The organism is Cupriavidus sp. 22TCCZM01-5, from assembly GCF_057798915.1.
In genome coordinates this window covers 50,505-69,017 of sequence record NZ_JBYOJR010000023.1, presented here as the reverse complement: position 1 = coordinate 69,017, position 18,513 = coordinate 50,505, and the positions used below count along the sequence as shown (strand labels likewise).

The following is an 18,513-nucleotide window of genomic DNA, read 5'->3' as shown; positions in this document are numbered from 1 at the left end:
CGTTCGGTTTGCCCGGCCTTCCGCGCAGCCTTCACCGGAATTCAGCCCGTGGACCAATCGCAAAACCATCCGGCCCAGGAACTGGCCCAGGCGCAGACCAGCGCAACTTCCACTGACATCGCCCTGCGTCCGCAATCGCAAGGCCTGTATGACCCGACCAATGAGCACGACGCCTGCGGCGTCGGCATGGTCGCGCATATCAAGGGCAAGAAGACGCACGAGATCATCAGCCAGGGCCTGAAGATCCTCGAGAACTTGGACCACCGGGGTGCCGTTGGCGCGGACGCGCTGATGGGCGATGGCGCCGGCATCCTGATCCAGATTCCGGACCAGTTCTATCGCGAAGAGATGGCCGCGCAGGGCGTGAGCCTGCCGCCCGCCGGCGAATATGGCGTGGGCATGATCTTCCTGCCGAAGGAACACGCCTCGCGCCTGGCCTGCGAACAGGAACTGGAGCGCACCGTCCGCCTCGAAGGCCAGGTCGTGCTGGGCTGGCGCGACGTGCCGGTGGACGCCAACATGCCGATGTCGCCGACGGTCCGCAAGACCGAGCCGGTGATCCGCCAGATCTTCATTGGTCGCGGCCGCGACATCATGACCACGGACGCGCTGGAACGTAAGCTCTACGTGATCCGCAAGACCGCCAGCCACGCCATCCAGGCGCTCAAGCTCAAGCACGGCAAGGAATACTTCGTGCCGTCGATGTCGGCCCGTACCGTGGTGTACAAGGGCCTGCTGCTGGCCAACCAGGTCGGCGAGTACTATCTGGACCTGCAGGACCAGCGCGCCGTGTCGGCCCTGGCCCTGGTGCACCAGCGCTTCTCGACCAACACCTTCCCGGCCTGGGAACTGGCCCACCCGTACCGCATGGTCGCCCACAACGGCGAAATCAACACGGTCAAGGGCAACGTCAACTGGATCAACGCGCGTACCGGCGCGATCTCGTCGCCGGTGCTGGGCGACGACCTGCCCAAGCTGTGGCCGCTGATCTACCCGGGCCAGTCCGACACCGCATCGTTCGACAACTGCCTCGAACTGCTGACGATGGCCGGCTACCCGCTTGTCCACGCGATGATGATGATGATCCCGGAAGCCTGGGAACAGCACACGCTGATGGACGACAACCGTCGCGCCTTCTACGAGTACCACGCCGCCATGATGGAGCCGTGGGACGGCCCGGCCGCGATCTGCTTCACCGACGGCCGCCAGATCGGCGCCACGCTGGACCGTAACGGCCTGCGTCCGGCCCGCTTCTACGTGACCGAGGACGACATCGTCGTGCTGGCCTCGGAAGCCGGCGTGCTGCCGTTCCCCGAGTCGCGCATCGTCGAAAAGTGGCGCCTGCAGCCGGGCAAGATGTTCCTGATCGACATGGAGCAGGGCCGCATCATCGACGACAAGGAACTCAAGGACAACCTGGCCAACGCCAAGCCGTACAAGAGCTGGATCGACGCCGTCCGCATCAAGCTGGACGAGATCGAAGCCAAGCCCGAAGACGTTGCCGCCGAGAAGAAGCCCGTGGCCAAGCTGCTGGACCGCCAGCAGTCGTTCGGCTACACGCAGGAAGACGTCAAGTTCCTGATGGCGCCGATGGCGCTGTCGGGCGAGGAAGCCACCGGCTCGATGGGCAATGATTCGCCGCTGGCCGTGCTGTCGTCGAAGAACAAGACGCTGTACCACTACTTCCGGCAGCTGTTCGCCCAGGTGACCAACCCGCCGATCGACCCGATCCGCGAGAACATGGTGATGTCGCTGGTGTCGTTCATCGGCCCGAAGCCGAACCTGCTCGAGCTGAACAACATCAACCCGCCGATGCGTCTCGAAGTGTCCCAGCCCGTGCTGGACTTCAAGGACATCGCCAAGATCCGCAACATCGAGCACTACACCGGCGGCAAGTTCCGTTCGTACGAACTGAACATCTGCTACCCGACTGCGTGGGGCAAGGAAGGCATCGAAGCGCGCCTGGCCTCGCTGTGCGCCGAAGCCGTGGATGCGGTGCGTTCGGGCTACAACATCCTGATCGTGACGGACCGCCGCGTCGACGCCGACCAGGTCGCGATTCCCGCGCTGCTGGCCACGTCCGCGATCCACCACCACCTGGTGGAGAAGGGCCTGCGCACGTCCACCGGCCTGGTGGTCGAGACCGGCACCGCGCGTGAAGTGCACCACTTCGCGCTGCTGGCCGGCTACGGCGCCGAAGCCGTGCACCCGTACCTGGCCATGGAAACGCTGGCCGATATGGCGGCCGACCTCTCGGGCGACCTGTCGGCCGAGAAAGCGATCAAGAATTTCGTCAAGGCGATCGGCAAGGGCCTGTTCAAGGTGATGTCCAAGATGGGCATCTCCACGTACATGTCGTACACCGGCGCGCAGATCTTCGAAGCGATCGGTTTGTCGCGCGAGCTGGTGCAGAAGTACTTCCACGGCACGCCTTCGAACGTCGAGGGAATCGGCATCTTCGAGGTGGCCGAGGAGGCGCTGCGCCTGCACAAGGACGCCTTCGGCGCGAACCCGGTGCTGGAGAACATGCTCGATACCGGCGGCGAATACGCGTTCCGTATCCGCGGCGAAGAGCATATGTGGACGCCGGACTCGATCGCCAAGCTGCAGCACTCGGTGCGCGCTGACGACGGCAAGGGCGCCTACCAGACGTACAAGGAATACGCCAACATCATCAACGACCAGAGCAAGCGCCACATGACGCTGCGTGGTCTGTTCGAGTTCAAGGTCGATCCGGCCAAGGCGATTCCGCTGGAAGAAGTCGAGCCCGCCAAGGAAATCGTGCGGCGCTTCGCGACCGGCGCGATGTCGCTCGGCTCGATCTCGACCGAAGCCCATGCCACGCTGGCCGTGGCGATGAACCGCATCGGCGGCAAGTCGAACACCGGTGAAGGCGGCGAAGACGAGAAGCGCTACCGCAATGAACTGCGCGGCATCCCCATCAAGCAGGGCGACAGCCTGAAGAGCCTGCTGGGCGACGTGGTCGAGGCCGACCTGCCGCTGCAGGATGGCGACTCGCTGCGCTCGAAGATCAAGCAGGTGGCATCGGGCCGTTTCGGCGTGACAGCCGAATACCTGGCCTCCGCCGACCAGATCCAGATCAAGATGGCGCAGGGCGCCAAGCCGGGCGAAGGCGGCCAGCTGCCGGGCCACAAGGTGTCGGACTACATCGGCAAGCTGCGTTACTCGGTGCCGGGCGTCGGCCTGATCTCGCCGCCGCCGCACCATGACATCTACTCGATCGAGGATCTGGCACAGCTGATCCATGACCTGAAGAACGTCAACCCGTCGTCGGATATCTCGGTCAAGCTGGTGTCCGAAGTGGGCGTCGGCACGGTGGCAGCAGGGGTGTCGAAGGCCAAGGCCGATCACGTCGTGATCGCTGGCCACGATGGCGGCACCGGTGCTTCGCCGTGGTCGTCGATCAAGCACGCCGGCTCGCCGTGGGAACTGGGCCTGGCCGAAACGCAGCAGACGCTGCTGCTCAACGGCCTGCGCAACCGCATCCGCGTGCAGGCCGACGGCCAGATGAAGACCGGCCGCGACGTCGTCATCGGCGCGCTGCTGGGCGCCGACGAGTTCGGCTTTGCCACGGCGCCGCTGGTGGCCGAGGGCTGCATCATGATGCGCAAGTGCCACCTGAACACCTGCCCGGTGGGCGTGGCCACGCAGGATCCGCAGCTGCGCAAGAAGTTTCAGGGCAAGCCGGAACACGTGGTGAACTTCTTCTTCTTCGTTGCCGAGGAAGCCCGCGAGATCATGGCCCAGCTGGGCATCCGCACCTTCGACGAGCTGATCGGCCGCGCCGACCTGCTCGACATGAAGGCCGGCATCGAACACTGGAAGGCACGCGGCCTGGACTTCGCCCGCATCTTCCACCAGGTGGCGCTGCCCGCGGACACGCCGCTGTACCACACCGACGTGCAGGACCACGGCCTGTCGGCCGAAGCCGGCAAGGCGCTGGACCACGTGCTGATCGCCAAGGCACGCCCGGCGATCGAGAAGGGCGAACGCGTGTCGTTCATCCAGCCGGTCAAGAACGTGAACCGTACCGTCGGTGCGATGCTGTCGGGCGTGGTGGCCAAGCAGCACGGCCACGAGGGCCTGCCCGACGACACCATCCACATCCAGCTGCAAGGCACGGCCGGCCAGTCGTTCGGCGCGTTCCTGGCGCACGGCATCACGCTGGACCTGGTGGGCGACGGCAACGACTACGTCGGCAAGGGCCTCTCGGGCGGCCGCGTGATCGTGCGCGCCCCGCACGAGTTCCGTGGCGATCCGACCCGCAACATCATCGTCGGCAACACCGTGCTGTACGGCGCGATTGCCGGTGAGGCGTTCTTCAACGGCGTGGCCGGCGAGCGCTTCGCGGTGCGTAACTCAGGCGCGGTGGCCGTGGTGGAAGGCACCGGCGACCATGGTTGCGAGTACATGACCGGCGGTACCGTGGTGGTGCTGGGCGGCACCGGCCGCAACTTCGCGGCGGGCATGTCGGGCGGCGTGGCCTACGTCTATGACGAGGACGGCCTGTTCGACAAGCGCTGCAACACCTCGATGGTGGCGCTGGAAGCGGTGCTGGCCGCGGCCGACCAGGAGAAGGGCCAGAGCCCGGCTTCGTGGCACAAGGTCAACGGCAAGCGCCAGCTCGACGAAGTCGTCCTGCGCAACCTGATCGAGCAGCACTTCCGCTACACCGGTTCCGAGCGCGCCAAGGCGCTGCTGGCGGACTGGACCACGGCGCGCCGCAAGTTCGTCAAGGTCTTCCCGACCGAGTACAAGCGCGCGCTGGGCGAGATGTACGCCAAGGAACAGGCTGCCCGCGACAGCGACCGCGAAGCCATCGCCGCCTGATCCGCGGCACCACGAGACGGGAGCCGCGGCCAGCGGCGGCGGCTCCGACAAGATTCTGACCTCACAGCAAGGCCGGCCAAGCCGGTCTTGCCAGCAAGACCAAGGACGCAACATGGGTAAGGCGACTGGCTTTCTCGAATTTCCGCGCCAGAACGAAGGCTACGAAGCGGTAGTCAAGCGCGTGAAGCACTACAAGGAATTCGTGTTCGCGCTGTCCGACAGCGAAGCGAAGATCCAGGGTGCGCGCTGCATGGACTGCGGCATCCCGTTCTGCAACAACGGCTGCCCGGTCAACAACATCATCCCGGACTTCAACGACCTGGTGTACCGCCAGGACTGGAAGTCGGCGATCGAGGTGCTGCACCAGACCAACAACTTCCCAGAGTTCACGGGCCGCATCTGCCCGGCACCGTGCGAGGCCGCCTGCACGCTGGGCATCAATGAGCTGCCGGTCGGCATCAAGTCGATCGAGCACGCCATCATCGACAAGGCCTGGGAAGAAGGCTGGGTCGCACCGCAGCCGCCCAAGCACAAGACTGGCAAGACCGTGGCCGTGGTCGGCTCGGGTCCCGCCGGCATGGCTGCCGCGCAGCAACTGGCGCGCGCCGGCCACGACGTGACCGTGTTCGAGAAGAACGACCGCATCGGCGGCCTGCTGCGCTACGGCATCCCCGACTTCAAGATGGAGAAGACGCTGATCGACCGCCGCATCGAGCAGATGCAGGCCGAAGGCGTGACCTTCCGCGCAGGCGTGATGGTGACCGACGGCGCGCTGCCGGCGGGCATCAAGAACTACGCGCGCGAAACCATCTCGGCCAAGGACCTGATGGACCAGTTCGACGCTGTCGTGCTGGCCGGCGGCTCGGAAGTGCCGCGCGACCTGCCGGTGCCGGGCCGCGACCTGAACGGCATCCACTTCGCGCTGGAATTCCTGATTCCGCAGAACAAGGAAGTGGCTGGCGACGGCGAGAACGACATCCGCGCCGAAGGCAAGAACGTGATCGTGATCGGCGGTGGCGATACGGGTTCCGACTGCGTCGGCACGTCGAACCGCCATGGTGCCGCCTCGGTGAACCAGTTCGAACTGCTGCCGCAGCCGCCGGAAGAAGAGAACAAGCCGCTGGTGTGGCCGTACTGGCCGATCAAGCTGCGCACCTCGTCGTCGCACGAAGAAGGTTGCGACCGCGACTGGTCCGTCGCCACCAAGGAATTCATCGGCGAGAACGGCAAGGTCACCGCGCTGAAGGCCTGCCGCGTCGAATGGAAGGACGGCAAGATGCAGGAAGTGCCGGGCAGCGAATTCATCCTGCCGGCCGACCTGGTGCTGCTGGCCATGGGCTTCACCAACCCGGTGGGCTCGATGCTGGAAGCGTTCGGTGTCGATACCGACGCACGCAAGAACGCCAAGGCCGCCACCGAAGGCGAGCGTGCCTACCACACCAACGTGCCGAAGGTGTTCGCCGCTGGCGACGTGCGCCGTGGCCAGTCGCTGGTGGTGTGGGCGATCCGCGAGGGCCGCCAGGCGGCGCGTTCGGTTGATGCGTTCCTGATGGGGCATTCAGAACTGCCGCGCTGATTGCGTCGTCATGGCCGATTGGGAAACCCGTTTGGTGTTAGCCAAGCGGGTTTTTTTTGTGGTTCTTCGCCCCACCATTCCCCATCCCCCGCAATCCGGCGAAGAATCTCAGACGCTCAGCGCGCACTCCATGATCACGGCATCCGGACCATAGCAAGCGAGCTTGCCGGCATGCGTGGCGGCCCGGTGCGCTGTCATCGGCGCGTACCCAAGCCTGCGCCACCACCCTGCCGCGGCCTGCACTGCAATCAGGCGCGAATGCCGCAAGCCGGCTTCCAGCGCGGCCCGCAAGGCGGCTTCATACAGCCGCAGCGCGAGACCGCTACCGCGTCCTGCCGGCGCCACGGCCATGTCATGCACAAACCAGGTTATGGCGGTGGCCGCCGTCCCGCCGAGCACGCAAGGCTTCAGGACGCCGTCCAGCGGCGGCAGGCTGTCCTGTGGCCACGGATGGGTGAACAGGTAGCCAGCCAGAGTCCGGTCATCGATGGATTCGGCCACCGCGCAGGTCGCTGGTGAGAGCGTGAGCCGGCTGGCGAAGGCCTCGGCGCCTTCCAGCAGGCCGCGGTGATAGCACTGCTTCTGGATCTCGATTACGCCGGGCAGGTCTGCGGTCGTCATGCGCCGCACCAGGAATTCAGACATCGCGCCATTGTAGGCGGCACTGTGAGTGCTTGGACAAGGATGCCGGACGTCTGCACAGGCTTTGACAGGTTTTCAGGGTTCTCCCGCGCTATGGTTTACGTGCCTGTGTCCTGCCAGAGCCTCTTCGTACAATTTACAAAAACAATAATCGGAAATTGCCTCGAATCCTTTTTCAGCCGAACCAGATGCGGTCCTGCTAAGCGGGACGCGCCGGAGAAAATTGATGTCCGAAGTGCGCATCTTGTCGCGGCTTTGGCGAGGTAAAGCGAAGTTGATGCTTGCTGCTGCCATCCGGGATGCTGTAGTGACGTGGTGTGGGGTGTTGGCCGCCTTGCTGGCGGCATGGACGCCTTTTGCCGCGCAAGCCGTGTCGACGGCTACCGCATCTGCGCCGCCAGCCGTGGCACGGACGATGTCGTTCCCGGCACGCCCGATGCGGCTCATCGTGCCGTTTCCTGCAGGCGGCGTGGCCGATGCCGTGGCACGCCTGCTTGCCGAGCGTCTGTCGGTTCGGCTCGGTGTGCCGGTGGACGTGGACAACCGGCCCGGTGCGGCCGGTACCACGGCCGGCGATGTGGTGGCCAAGTCCAGCTCGGACGGTCACACATTGCTGTTTCACCAGGCCAACATGCTGATCCAGCCAGGATTGGAGCCCGTGCCGTATGACGTGGTGCGCGACTTCACGCCGGTGGCGCGCGTGGCCACCACGCCGCTATTCCTGGTCATCGACGGCCGCTTGCCCATGCGCACGCCGGCACAATGGGCGGTGGCCGTCAGATCGAATCCCGGTTCCTACAGCTATGGCTATGGCCAGTCGGGCAGCCCGTCCCACCTGTATGCGGAATACGCGGTACGCGGTATTCGCAACGGCGTGCCGCTCGTGACGGCCAAGGGCGAGGGGGCGGTCGTGCAGGAGATGCTGGCCGGCCGCATCAGCGCCTGTTTCTGTTCCTATGCGGCCGTGCAGAGCCATGTCCGCAACGGTTCGTTGCGCATGATCGGCGTGACTGGCGTATCGCGCTCGCCGCTGGCGCCGCTGGTGCCGACGCTGCAGGAATCCGGCCTGGAAGGCTATGCCGCCGCCGCCTGGTTCGGTGTGATGGCGCCGGCCAAGACGCCGCGCGCGATCATTGCGAAGCTGGCGGTCGAGCTGGACGCGGTGATGGCCGAGCGTGAAGTCCGCACCCGCCTGATGGCCGCGGGCCTGACGCCGCTGCGCGATTCGCCCGAGGCCTTCGCGACCGCGATCCGCTCGGAATCGATCCAGTGGCAGGTCATCCTGCGCGATGCCGCGCAGGGCGCGCCATAGCGGCATCGCGCAGTCAATGTGGCGGCGGGCCCACGGCCGCCTGCAGGTCTAGGTAGTAGCCCTTATAATGCGCGACTGCCCAGAACGCTGCGAACGTGACCGATCCTGCCCGCAATCTCGTCGAACTCAACGCGGTAGATTTTGCCTACTCGCCTGACGCCAAGCCGATCCTGACCGGCCTGACCATGCAATTCCCGCGTGGCAAGGTGATCGCGGTGATGGGCGGCTCTGGCTGCGGCAAGACCACCGTCTTGCGCCTGATTGGCGGGCAAGTGCGGCCGCAATCGGGATCGGTGACGTTCAATGGCGCCGATATCCACAAGCTCGACGTGGCGGGGCTGTACGCCGTCAGACGCCAGATGGGCATGCTGTTCCAGTTCGGCGCGCTCTTTACGGACTTGTCGGTATTCGACAATGTGGCCTTTCCGTTGCGCGAGCACACGGACCTGCCCGAATCGGTGATTCGCGACCTGGTGCTGATGAAGCTCAACGCCGTCGGCCTGCGCGGCGCGCGCGACCTGATGCCGTCGCAGATCTCCGGCGGCATGGCGCGGCGAGTGGCGCTGGCGCGCGCGATTGCCCTTGACCCGTCACTGCTGATGTACGACGAGCCCTTTGCCGGTCTCGATCCGATTTCGCTCGGGCTGACCGCGCGGCTGATTCGCAGCCTCAATGATGCGCTGGGCGCTACTACCATCATCGTCTCGCACGACGTGCACGAGACCTTCCAGATCGCCGATTACGTGTATTTCATCGCCAACGGCCGCATCGCCGCGCAGGGCGAGCCGGAAGCCCTGCGCGCATCGACCGATCCGTTCGTGCACCAGTTCGTCCATGCCGAGGCGGATGGCCCGGTGCCGTTCCACTATCCGGGCCCGTCGCTGGCCGAGGACTTTGCCGGCGGAGGTGCGCAGTGATGGGTTTCCTCACAGCAATCGGCGCCGCCGTGCGGCAAGGTGTCACGGGCCTGGGCCGCGCGACCCGCATGTTCTTCACAGTGCTGGGCCTGTCGCCGGCCCTGCTGCGGCGTTTCCGCCTGGTGTCCGACCAGATCTTCTTCGTCGGCAACCTGTCGCTCGTGATCATCGCCGTGTCCGGCCTGTTCGTCGGCTTCGTGCTTGGCCTGCAGGGCTATTACACACTGAACCGCTATGGCTCCGAGCAGGCACTCGGCCTGCTGGTGGCGCTGTCGCTCGTGCGCGAGCTGGGGCCGGTGGTGACGGCGCTGCTGTTTGCGGGCCGCGCGGGCACGTCGCTGACCGCTGAAATCGGCCTGATGAAGGCCGGCGAACAACTGACCGCCATGGAAATGATGGCCGTCAATCCCTTGCAGCGCGTGGTGGCCCCGCGCTTCTGGGCGGGCGTGGTGGCCATGCCGGTGTTGGCCGCCATCTTCAGCGCGGTCGGCATCCTGGGCGGCTACCTGGTGGGTGTGCAGCTGATCGGCGTGGACGCCGGCGCCTTCTGGTCGCAGATGCAGGGCGGCGTGGATGTGCGTGCCGATGTGCTCAACGGCGTCATCAAGAGCTTTATTTTTGGCATTGCCGTGACGTTTATCGCGCTATACCAGGGCTTCGAGGCCAAGCCCACGCCGGAAGGCGTGTCGCGCGCCACGACCCGCACGGTGGTGATTGCGTCGCTGGCCGTGCTAGGGCTGGATTTCCTGCTGACCGCGCTGATGTTCAGCTGATGGACGACGGCACCGGGACAACTGACAGGACAACGGATACAAAGAGATCCCAATGAAAAAAAGTGCACTCGATTTCTGGGTGGGGTTGTTTGTGGCGGCGGGCTTTGTTGCCCTGCTGTTCCTCGCCCTGAAGGCCGGCAACATGAGCGCCTTCACGTTCCAGGAAACCTACGCGGTGGAAGCGCGCTTCGACAACATCGGCGGGCTCAAGCCGCGCGCGCCGGTCAAGAGCGCCGGCGTGGTGGTCGGACGCGTCGCCGAGATCCGGTTCGATGACAAGACCTACCAGGCGACCGTGGTCATGAACCTGGAAAAGCAGTACCAGTTTCCCAAGGACACCTCGGCCAAGATCCTGACCTCGGGCCTGCTCGGCGAGCAGTACATCGGCCTGGAGGCTGGCGGCGATACCGCCATGCTGGCACAGGGTTCGCGCATCACCATGACGCAGTCGGCGGTGGTGCTGGAGAACCTGATCGGCCAGTTCCTCTACAACAAGGCGGCCGATGCCGGGGCCGGCGGAGGCAACAGCGGCGGCGCGGCGAGCGCACCGGCCCTTGGCGGAGCCGGTAAATGAACGTCGCCTCCCATATACCGGCGCCCCGGCGCGCCGTGCTGGCGTTCGCCGCCAGCGCGTTGACGCTGATGGCTGGTTGCGCCACGGGCCCGACCGCCAACCCGAAGGATCCGCTCGAGCCGTTCAACCGCGAGGTCTCGCGGATCAACGAGGACTTCGACAAGGGCGTGCTGAAGCCCGTTGCCCAGCTCTATTCCGACTACATTCCGTCGCCGGTCCAGACTGCGGTCGACAATTTCTTTTCGAACGTCAGCGATGTCTATTCGGCGGTGAACAACCTGCTGCAGGGCAAGCCTAGCCGTGCCGCCGAGGACACCATGCGGGTGGCGATCAACACCGTGCTCGGCATCGGCGGGCTGATCGATATCGCCACGCCGGGTGGCCTGCCCAAGTACAAGGAAGATTTTGGCCAGACCCTGGGCGTCTGGGGCGTGCCGGCGGGCCCGTACCTGGTGCTGCCGCTGTTCGGGCCGAGCACCGTGCGCGACACCGCCGGCATGCTGGTGGACCGGCAGATCGACCCGTCGGCCTATTTCTATCCGGTCTCGCTGCGCAATTCGCTGATCGGCGTCCGTATCGTCGCGGGCCGCGCGCAACTGCTTGGCGCGACCAACCTGCTCGAGCAGGCCGCACTGGACAAGTACGCGTTCATGCGCGATGCGTACCTGCAGCGGCGCGAGTACCTGATCTACGACGGCAATCCTCCAGGCCGCGAGAACGACGATTCCGAGAGCGACGGCGCACCTCAGCAGCCGTCGCAGGAGCCGTCCCAGCAGCCGTCCCAGCAACCTGCTGCGCCGTCCGAGGGAACCACGCAGCCAGAGGGCCAGAACCTGCCCGTGCCGCCGGCGTCGCCGATGCAGCGCATCGTCCCGGGCGGCGGCCTGCACATTCGGTGACGCTGCGCTGCGCGGCGCTGTGAATGCGCTGTGAGCACTGAAACAATTTGTTTTTAAGTGACGCCGGATGCGCTGGCGCGAGAAACTCGCCGCCGCGGACTATGTTCCAATGTGCGCAACGCCCCTGGACAACTCGCCTGCCAAAGCCCCGGCCGGCTCCAGGGGCGGCGAATGAACCTGACCAAGAAGGAAAATCCATGATCAAGCGACTGTTGCTCCCCTTCCTCGCTGTAGCCGCCTTTGCCGGCGCCGCCCATGCGCAGGTTTCGGCGCAAGACGCAGCCAGCCCTGAAACGCTGGTCAAGGCCGTCGTCAGCGACGTGATGACCAGCGTCAAGAGCGACAAGGACATGCAGGCCGGCAATATCGCCAAGATCTCCGCGCTGGTCGAGCAGAAGATCCTGCCGAACGCGAACTTCCAGAAGACCACGCAGATCGCCATGGGCCGCAACTGGTCGAAGGCCACCCCCGAGCAGCAGAAGGTCATCACCGACGAGTTCAAGACGCTGCTGATCCGTACCTACGCCGGCGCCATTGCGCAGATCCGCGACCAGACCGTGCAGTACAAGCCGTATCGCGGTTCGCCCGAGGACACCGACGCGACCATCCGCACCCAGGTGATCAACAAGGGCGAGCCGATCCAGCTCGATTACCGCCTCGAGAAGACCGCGCAGGGCTGGAAGGTCTATGACATCAACGTGCTGGGCGCATGGCTGACCGAAGCCTACAAGGGCAGCTTCAACACCATCGTCGGCCAGCAGGGCGTGGATGGCGTGATCAAGACGCTGCAGGACCGCAACCGGCAGCTGGCCAACGCCAAGAGCTGACGCGCTGCGCAAATTGGCGCTGCATTGCAGCACGCGGCGCCAAACTGCCCTACAATGGCCCCACACACGCAAACTCCCGCCTCCAGGCGGGAGCTTGTGTTTTCCGGAACCCCCTGGCTTCGCCGATCTGACTTCTCCGATGCTCTCGCTTGGCACCTCGCTGACCAACCAGAACGCCGCCGTGGTGCTGCGTGATGGCCTGTCGCGCGTTGCACAAGGCGAAACACAGGTGGACTGCGCCGCGCTGGAACAGGTGGATTCATCCGCCGTTGCCGTGCTGTTGGCCTGGCAGCGCGCCGCCGTCGCCCGCCAGGGCAAGCTGGCCCTGAGCGGCGTGCCGCCGCAGTTGGCCGAACTGGCTTCGCTGTATGGCGTCGACGGCCTGCTCGGCCTGACGCCGCAAGCGGCTTCGCATCGACATTGAACCGGCATCCCTGACCGCGTGCCCGGTTGCGGTCATCCGGATGCCCCGGCCACTGCCCGAGGCGGTGGCCGCGTCCCAAGCGGGAGTTTGCCCGCATCCCCTATAATTCCGGGTTGTTCGCCCATTCCCCCGCAGCACTTCGGGCCGGTTCAGGGTTGCCCGGGCACCAGTTGGTTCAAGTTGGTCCCCATTTCCAGACGGCCGGTCCCAGTCGGGCCAGCTCCAGACATTCGGCCATGAAAGCCATCGAACTCACCGACGTTCGCAAGCGCTACAGCAACCTGCAGGCGCTCAAGGGCGTCAGCTTCACCGTCGAGCGCGGCGAATTCTTCGGTCTGCTCGGTCCCAACGGTGCCGGCAAGACCACGCTGATCTCCATCCTGGCGGGCCTGAACCGCGCGGATTCCGGCCGCGTCAGTGTGCTCGGGCACGATGTCGTGTCCGACTACCGGATGGCGCGGCGTATGCTCGGCGTGGTGCCGCAGGAACTCGTGTTCGATCCCTTCTTCACCGTGCGCGAGACGCTGCGACTGCAGTCGGGCTACTTCGGCCTGACGCGCAATGACGACTGGATCGACGAGATCATGGCCAACCTGGATCTCACCAACAAGGCCGATGCCAACATGCGCCAGCTGTCCGGCGGCATGAAGCGGCGCGTGCTGGTGGCGCAGGCGTTGGTGCACCGTCCGCCGGTGATCGTCTTGGACGAACCCACCGCCGGCGTGGACGTGGAGTTGCGCCAGACCCTGTGGAAGTTCATTTCGCGGCTGAACCGGGAAGGGCACACCATCATCCTGACCACGCACTACCTGGAAGAAGCCGAAGCGCTGTGCGACCGCATCGCCATGCTGAAATTTGGCGAGGTTGTGGCGCTGGACCGCACCAGCAACCTGCTGACGCAGTTCGCAGGCCTGCAACTGGTGCTGACGTTCGCGCGCGGCACGCTGCCCGTGGCGCTGGAGCCGCTGCGCATGCCCGCCAATCCGGGCGAGCGCGCGGTGCGCCTGCGCCTGTCGGGCTACCCGGCCGTGGAGCCCATCCTGGCTGCCTGCCGCGAGGCGGGCTGTGACATCGAAGACATGGAAATCAACAAGGCCGATCTCGAAGACGTGTTCGTCCAGATCATGCGCCGCGAGGGCCACATGCCCGGCGCCTTGCCCGACCAGGACATGGAGGCCGCGGCATGAAGCAGCCTGGCGATATCGAAGTGCTGGACACCACGCGGCTTGCGCCGATGGCCGTGGGCGGGCTGGTCGGTTTCCGGACCCTGCTTTACAAGGAAGTGCTGCGCTTCTGGAAGGTCAGTTTCCAGACCGTGGCCGCGCCGGTGCTGACGGCCGTGCTGTACCTGCTGATCTTCGGCCACGTGCTGGAAGACCGCGTCAAGGTCTATGACCAGATCAGCTATACCGCATTCCTGGTACCGGGCCTGGTGATGATGAGCGTGCTGCAGAACGCCTTCGCCAACAGTTCGTCGTCGCTGATCCAGTCCAAGATCACCGGCAACCTGGTATTCGTGCTGCTGCCCCCGCTGTCGCACTGGGAGATGTTCGGCGCCTACGTGGTGGCTTCGGTGATCCGCGGCCTGACGGTTGGCCTCGGGGTGCTGCTGGTGACCGCGTGGTTCGCTAACCTGCACTTCTCCAGCGTGGGCTGGATCCTGGTGTTCGCGCTGCTCGGTGCCGGCATCCTGGGGACGCTCGGGCTGATCGCCGGTATCTGGGCCGAGAAATTCGACCAGCTGGCCGCCTTCCAGAACTTCCTGATCATGCCCGCGACATTCCTGTCGGGGGTGTTCTATTCCATCCATTCGCTGCCCGCCTTCTGGCAGGCGGTGTCCCATGCCAACCCGTTCTTCTACATGATCGACGGCTTCCGCTATGGCTTCTTCGGCGTCTCGGACGTGTCGCCGATGTTCAGCCTGGCGGTGGTCGGCGCGGCCTTCGTGCTGCTCGCGACGCTGGCGCTGCGCCTGCTGAAGTCGGGTTACAAGCTGCGTCACTGAACACGCGGCCATCCACACAGAAGAGAAGAAATCATGCTGCCTACTCCGGAACAAGTCAGGGATTACATTGCCCAAGGTTTGCCCTGCGAACACCTGGAAGTCGAGGGTGACGGCCAGCACTTCTTTGCCACCATCGTCAGCGCCGAGTTCGACGGCAAGCGGCTGATCCAGCGTCACCAGCGCGTGTACGCCGCGCTCGGCGACCGCATGCGTGCCGAGATCCATGCGCTGTCGATGAAGACGCTGACGCCGGCCGAGTGGCAGGCGGGCGCCGGCAAATAAGGGGCCGGGGCCGGCAGTTTCACCGATTCGAGCTGCGCGCTGGCGCGCGTGGCTCCCGCGATAACGACGCCGGGCGTGCTGACTCCGTCCGGCTGCAACTGACAGAACATGGACAAATTCCAGATCCAGGGCAATGGCCCGCTCAAAGGCGAGATCCGTGTTTCCGGCGCCAAGAACGCCGCGCTGCCGATCCTCTGCGCCGGCTTGCTGACGGCAGACACCGTCACCATCGACAACGTGCCGAACCTGCAGGACACGCGCACCATGCTCAAGCTGCTGCGGCAGATGGGCATGCATGCCGAGATGACGGGCGCCACCGCCACGCTGAAGGGCACCGACATCAATTCGCCCGAGGCGCCGTATGAGCTGGTGAAGACCATGCGCGCGTCGATCCTGGTGCTCGGCCCGCTGGTCGCGCGCTTCGGCGAGGCGCGCGTCTCGCTGCCCGGCGGATGCGGCATCGGCGCGCGTCCGGTGGACCAGCACATCAAGGGCCTGCAGGCCATGGGGGCCGAGATCGCGATCGAGCACGGCTTCATCCATGCCCGCGCCAGCCGCCTGAAGGGCGCGCGCGTGGTGACGGACATGATCACCGTGACCGGCACGGAAAACCTGCTGATGGCCGCGACCCTCGCCGAAGGCGAGACGGTGCTGGAAAACGCCGCGCGCGAGCCCGAGGTGACCGATCTCGCCAACCTGCTCGTCAAGATGGGCGCGAAGATCGACGGCATCGGCACCGACCGGCTGGTCGTGCAGGGCGTCGACAAGCTGCATGGCGCGCAGCACTCGGTCGTCGCCGACCGCATCGAGGCCGGCACCTTCCTGTGCGCGGCCGCGGCCACGCTGGGCGACCTGGTCCTGCGCGACATTCCGCCGCTGATCCTGGACGCCGTGCTGATCAAGCTGCGCGAGGCCGGCGCCAACGTGGAAACCGGCGATGACTGGATCCGCCTGTCGATGCCGCGCCGTGCCCAGGCCGTGAGCTTCCGCACCTCGGAGTACCCGGCTTTCCCGACCGACATGCAAGCGCAGTTCATGGCGCTGAACGCCGTGGCCGAGGGCACCGCGCGCATTACCGAGACGATCTTCGAAAACCGCTTCATGCACGTGCAGGAGCTGAACCGCCTGGGTGCCAACATCACGGCGGAAGGCAACACGGCCGTGGTGACGGGCGTGCCGCGCCTGTCCGGCGCCAACGTGATGGCGACCGACCTGCGCGCCTCGGCGAGCCTGGTGATTGCCGGCCTGGTGGCCGACGGCGACACCGTGATCGACCGCATCTATCACCTGGACCGCGGCTACGACCGCATGGAAGACAAGCTGTCGGCAGTTGGCGCCAAGATCCGCCGCATTGCCTGAGGAACCCGATGAGCCCCGCTTTCAACGCTTCGCCCAGCCAGCTCACCCTGGCGCTTTCCAAGGGCCGTATCTTCAAGGAAACACTGCCGCTGCTCGAGGCCGCCGGCATCCGTGTCACCGAGGATCCGGAGACTTCGCGCAAGCTGATCCTGCCGACCTCCGATCCGGCCGTGCGCGTGATCATCGTGCGCGCGTCCGATGTGCCGACCTACGTGCAATACGGCGCGGCCGACTTTGGCGTAGCCGGCAAGGACGTGCTGATGGAGCACGGCATGACGGGCCTGTACGCGCCGATCGACCTGAACATCGCACGCTGCCGCATGTCGGTGGCGGTGCCGGCCGGGTTTGACTACGCCAACGCCGTGCGCCAGGGCGCGCGTCTCGCGGTGGCCACCAAGTATGTGCAGACCGCGCGCGAGCATTTTGCGAAGAAGGGCGTTCACGTCGACCTGATCAAGCTGTACGGTTCGATGGAACTGGGACCGCTGGTCGGCTTGTCGGACGCCATCGTCGACCTGGTCAGCACCGGCGGCACGCTGCGCGCCAACAACCTGGTGGAAGTCGAGGAGATCGTGCAGATTTCGTCGCGCCTGCTCGTGAACCAGGCTGCGCTGAAGCTCAAGCGCGAACGCCTGACGCCGATTCTCGACGCGTTCGAGAAGGCATCGGCGGCGCTGGCCTGAGGCCGGCGCCCCAGAAAGGAATGGAGTCATGAACGCAACCGAAATGGAAAACGTGTCGATCCGCCAGCTCGACTCCGCCGAGCCGGGCTTTGCCCAGGCGCTGCGCGAGGTGCTGGCCTTCGAGGCCGCCGAGGATGAGGCCATCGACCGCGCCGTGGCGCAGATCCTGGCCGACGTGAAGGATCGCGGCGACGTCGCGGTGCTCGAGTACACGCAGCGGTTCGACCGCGTCGAGGCCGCGTCGATGGGCGCGCTGGAAGTCTCGCAAAGCGAACTCGAAGCTGCGCTCGAAGACCTGGAGCCCAAGCGCCGCGCCGCGCTGGAAGCGGCCGCCGCGCGCGTGCGCGCCTATCACGAGAAGCAGAAGATCGAGTGCGGCAGCCACAGCTGGGAGTACACCGAGGCCGACGGCACCATGCTGGGCCAGAAGGTGACGCCGCTGGACCGCGTGGGCATCTACGTGCCGGGCGGCAAGGCCGCGTATCCGTCGTCCGTGCTGATGAACGCGATTCCGGCGCGCGTGGCCGGCGTCAAGGAAATCATCATGGTCGTGCCCACGCCGGGCGGCGTGCGCAATGAGCTGGTGCTGGCCGCCGCGCAGATCGCGGGTGTGGACCGGGTGTTCACCATCGGCGGCGCGCAGGCGGTCGGCGCGCTGGCCTACGGCACGGCGACGCTGCCGCAGGTCGACAAGATCGTCGGACCGGGCAATGCGTATGTGGCCGCCGCCAAGCGCCGCGTCTTCGGCACGGTCGGCATCGACATGATCGCGGGCCCCTCGGAAATCCTGGTGATCTGCGACGGCACGACCGACCCGGACTGGGTGGCGATGGACCTGTTCTCGCAGGCCGAGCACGACGAACTCGCGCAATCGATCCTGCTGTGCCCGGACGCGGACTACATCGCGCAGGTGGAAGCCAGCATCCAGCGCCAGCTCGACAGCATGCCGCGCCGCGAAGTGATTGCGGCGTCGATCTCGGGCCGTGGCGCGCTGGTCAAGGTGCGCGACATGGATGAGGCCTGCGAGATCGCCAACGCGATTGCGCCGGAGCACCTGGAAATCTCGGCCGAGAATCCGCGCCAGTGGAGCGAGAAGATCCGCCACGCTGGCGCCATCTTCCTGGGCCGCTATACCAGCGAATCGCTTGGCGACTACTGCGCCGGCCCCAACCACGTGCTGCCGACCTCGCGCACGGCGCGCTTCTCGTCGCCGCTGGGCGTGTACGACTTCCAGAAGCGCTCGAGCCTGATCGAAGTGAGCGAGGGCGGGGCGCAGATGCTGGGCCAGATTGCCGCCGAGCTGGCGTATGGCGAAGGCCTGCAGGCCCACGCCCGCAGCGCCGAGTATCGTTTCAAGCGTAGTTGAATCCCATTGCAGCCGCGTTGGTG

At 65.8% G+C, this 18,513-nt stretch carries 17 protein-coding genes; 15 read left to right on the top strand and 2 right to left on the bottom strand.

The features are described from left to right. The first annotated feature begins 48 nt into the window (after positions 1-48). Positions 49-4,851 carry a glutamate synthase-related protein gene (locus tag AC3FNH_RS20770; protein ID WP_488721419.1) on the top strand — a complete coding sequence of 1,601 codons (4,803 nt, stop codon included), beginning with the start codon at positions 49-51 and terminating at the stop codon, positions 4,849-4,851. Between the two features lie 112 nt (positions 4,852-4,963). Next, complete coding sequence (locus AC3FNH_RS20765) at positions 4,964-6,427, top strand: glutamate synthase subunit beta (protein ID WP_276098759.1); 1,464 nt, start codon at positions 4,964-4,966, stop codon at positions 6,425-6,427. A 108-nt stretch (positions 6,428-6,535) separates the two neighbouring features. Here the strand turns inward: AC3FNH_RS20765 and AC3FNH_RS20760 are convergent, their stop codons facing one another. Together AC3FNH_RS20760 and AC3FNH_RS20755 are read right to left on the bottom strand one after the other, a co-directional pair. Beyond that, a complete protein-coding gene (locus AC3FNH_RS20760) occupies positions 6,536-7,072 on the bottom strand; it encodes a GNAT family N-acetyltransferase (RefSeq protein ID WP_488721418.1) in 537 nt (178 codons plus the stop codon). A 72-nt stretch (positions 7,073-7,144) separates the two neighbouring features. Beyond that, positions 7,145-7,516 carry a hypothetical protein gene (locus tag AC3FNH_RS20755; protein ID WP_488721439.1) on the bottom strand — a complete coding sequence of 124 codons (372 nt, stop codon included), beginning with the start codon at positions 7,514-7,516 and terminating at the stop codon, positions 7,145-7,147. Between AC3FNH_RS20755 and AC3FNH_RS20750 the strand changes: the two genes are divergently transcribed. The 13 genes from AC3FNH_RS20750 (at position 7,440) to hisD (ending at position 18,490) form a co-directional block, all read left to right on the top strand. Next, positions 7,440-8,381: a Bug family tripartite tricarboxylate transporter substrate binding protein gene (locus AC3FNH_RS20750; protein ID WP_488721438.1), complete on the top strand. Its 942-nt coding sequence runs from the start codon at positions 7,440-7,442 to the stop codon at positions 8,379-8,381. The genes AC3FNH_RS20755 and AC3FNH_RS20750 overlap by 77 nt on opposite strands. 95 nt (positions 8,382-8,476) lie before the next feature. Next, the gene (locus AC3FNH_RS20745; protein ID WP_488721417.1) at positions 8,477-9,298 is read left to right on the top strand and encodes an ABC transporter ATP-binding protein; all 822 of its coding nucleotides are present in this window, start codon (positions 8,477-8,479) and stop codon (positions 9,296-9,298) included. Then, on the top strand, positions 9,295-10,071 hold the full coding sequence (mlaE, locus tag AC3FNH_RS20740; protein WP_276098755.1) for a lipid asymmetry maintenance ABC transporter permease subunit MlaE: 777 nt from the start codon (positions 9,295-9,297) through the stop codon (positions 10,069-10,071). The genes AC3FNH_RS20745 and mlaE overlap by 4 nt, the downstream gene beginning before the upstream one ends. A 52-nt stretch (positions 10,072-10,123) precedes the next feature. Then, positions 10,124-10,645, top strand: coding sequence for an outer membrane lipid asymmetry maintenance protein MlaD (mlaD, locus tag AC3FNH_RS20735; RefSeq protein ID WP_276098754.1), 522 nt, complete (start codon positions 10,124-10,126; stop codon positions 10,643-10,645). Next, positions 10,642-11,544 (top strand): MlaA family lipoprotein, encoded by a 903-nt coding sequence (locus AC3FNH_RS20730; RefSeq protein WP_488721416.1) that lies wholly within the window; start codon positions 10,642-10,644, stop codon positions 11,542-11,544. The genes mlaD and AC3FNH_RS20730 overlap by 4 nt, the downstream gene beginning before the upstream one ends. 197 nt (positions 11,545-11,741) lie before the next feature. Then, a complete protein-coding gene (locus AC3FNH_RS20725; RefSeq protein WP_488721415.1) occupies positions 11,742-12,371 on the top strand; it encodes an MlaC/ttg2D family ABC transporter substrate-binding protein in 630 nt (209 codons plus the stop codon). 139 nt (positions 12,372-12,510) lie between these two features. Then, a complete protein-coding gene (locus AC3FNH_RS20720; RefSeq protein ID WP_488721414.1) occupies positions 12,511-12,795 on the top strand; it encodes an STAS domain-containing protein in 285 nt (94 codons plus the stop codon). A gap of 236 nt (positions 12,796-13,031) precedes the next feature. Beyond that, the gene (locus AC3FNH_RS20715; RefSeq protein WP_488721413.1) at positions 13,032-13,982 is read left to right on the top strand and encodes an ABC transporter ATP-binding protein; all 951 of its coding nucleotides are present in this window, start codon (positions 13,032-13,034) and stop codon (positions 13,980-13,982) included. Then, positions 13,979-14,800 carry an ABC transporter permease gene (locus tag AC3FNH_RS20710; RefSeq protein ID WP_276098749.1) on the top strand — a complete coding sequence of 274 codons (822 nt, stop codon included), beginning with the start codon at positions 13,979-13,981 and terminating at the stop codon, positions 14,798-14,800. Before AC3FNH_RS20715 ends, AC3FNH_RS20710 begins: the two co-directional genes overlap by 4 nt. Before the next feature lie 33 nt (positions 14,801-14,833). Beyond that, positions 14,834-15,082, top strand: a complete 249-nt coding sequence (locus tag AC3FNH_RS20705) for a BolA family protein (RefSeq protein WP_211955740.1) — start codon at positions 14,834-14,836, stop codon at positions 15,080-15,082. A 108-nt stretch (positions 15,083-15,190) separates the two neighbouring features. Then, on the top strand, positions 15,191-16,441 hold the full coding sequence (gene murA, locus AC3FNH_RS20700; protein WP_488721412.1) for a UDP-N-acetylglucosamine 1-carboxyvinyltransferase: 1,251 nt from the start codon (positions 15,191-15,193) through the stop codon (positions 16,439-16,441). An 8-nt stretch (positions 16,442-16,449) separates the two neighbouring features. Further along, complete coding sequence (gene hisG / locus AC3FNH_RS20695; protein WP_488721411.1) at positions 16,450-17,124, top strand: ATP phosphoribosyltransferase; 675 nt, start codon at positions 16,450-16,452, stop codon at positions 17,122-17,124. Between the two features lie 28 nt (positions 17,125-17,152). Beyond that, positions 17,153-18,490: a histidinol dehydrogenase gene (gene hisD, locus AC3FNH_RS20690; RefSeq protein ID WP_276098746.1), complete on the top strand. Its 1,338-nt coding sequence runs from the start codon at positions 17,153-17,155 to the stop codon at positions 18,488-18,490. Positions 18,491-18,513: the final 23 nt, after the last annotated feature.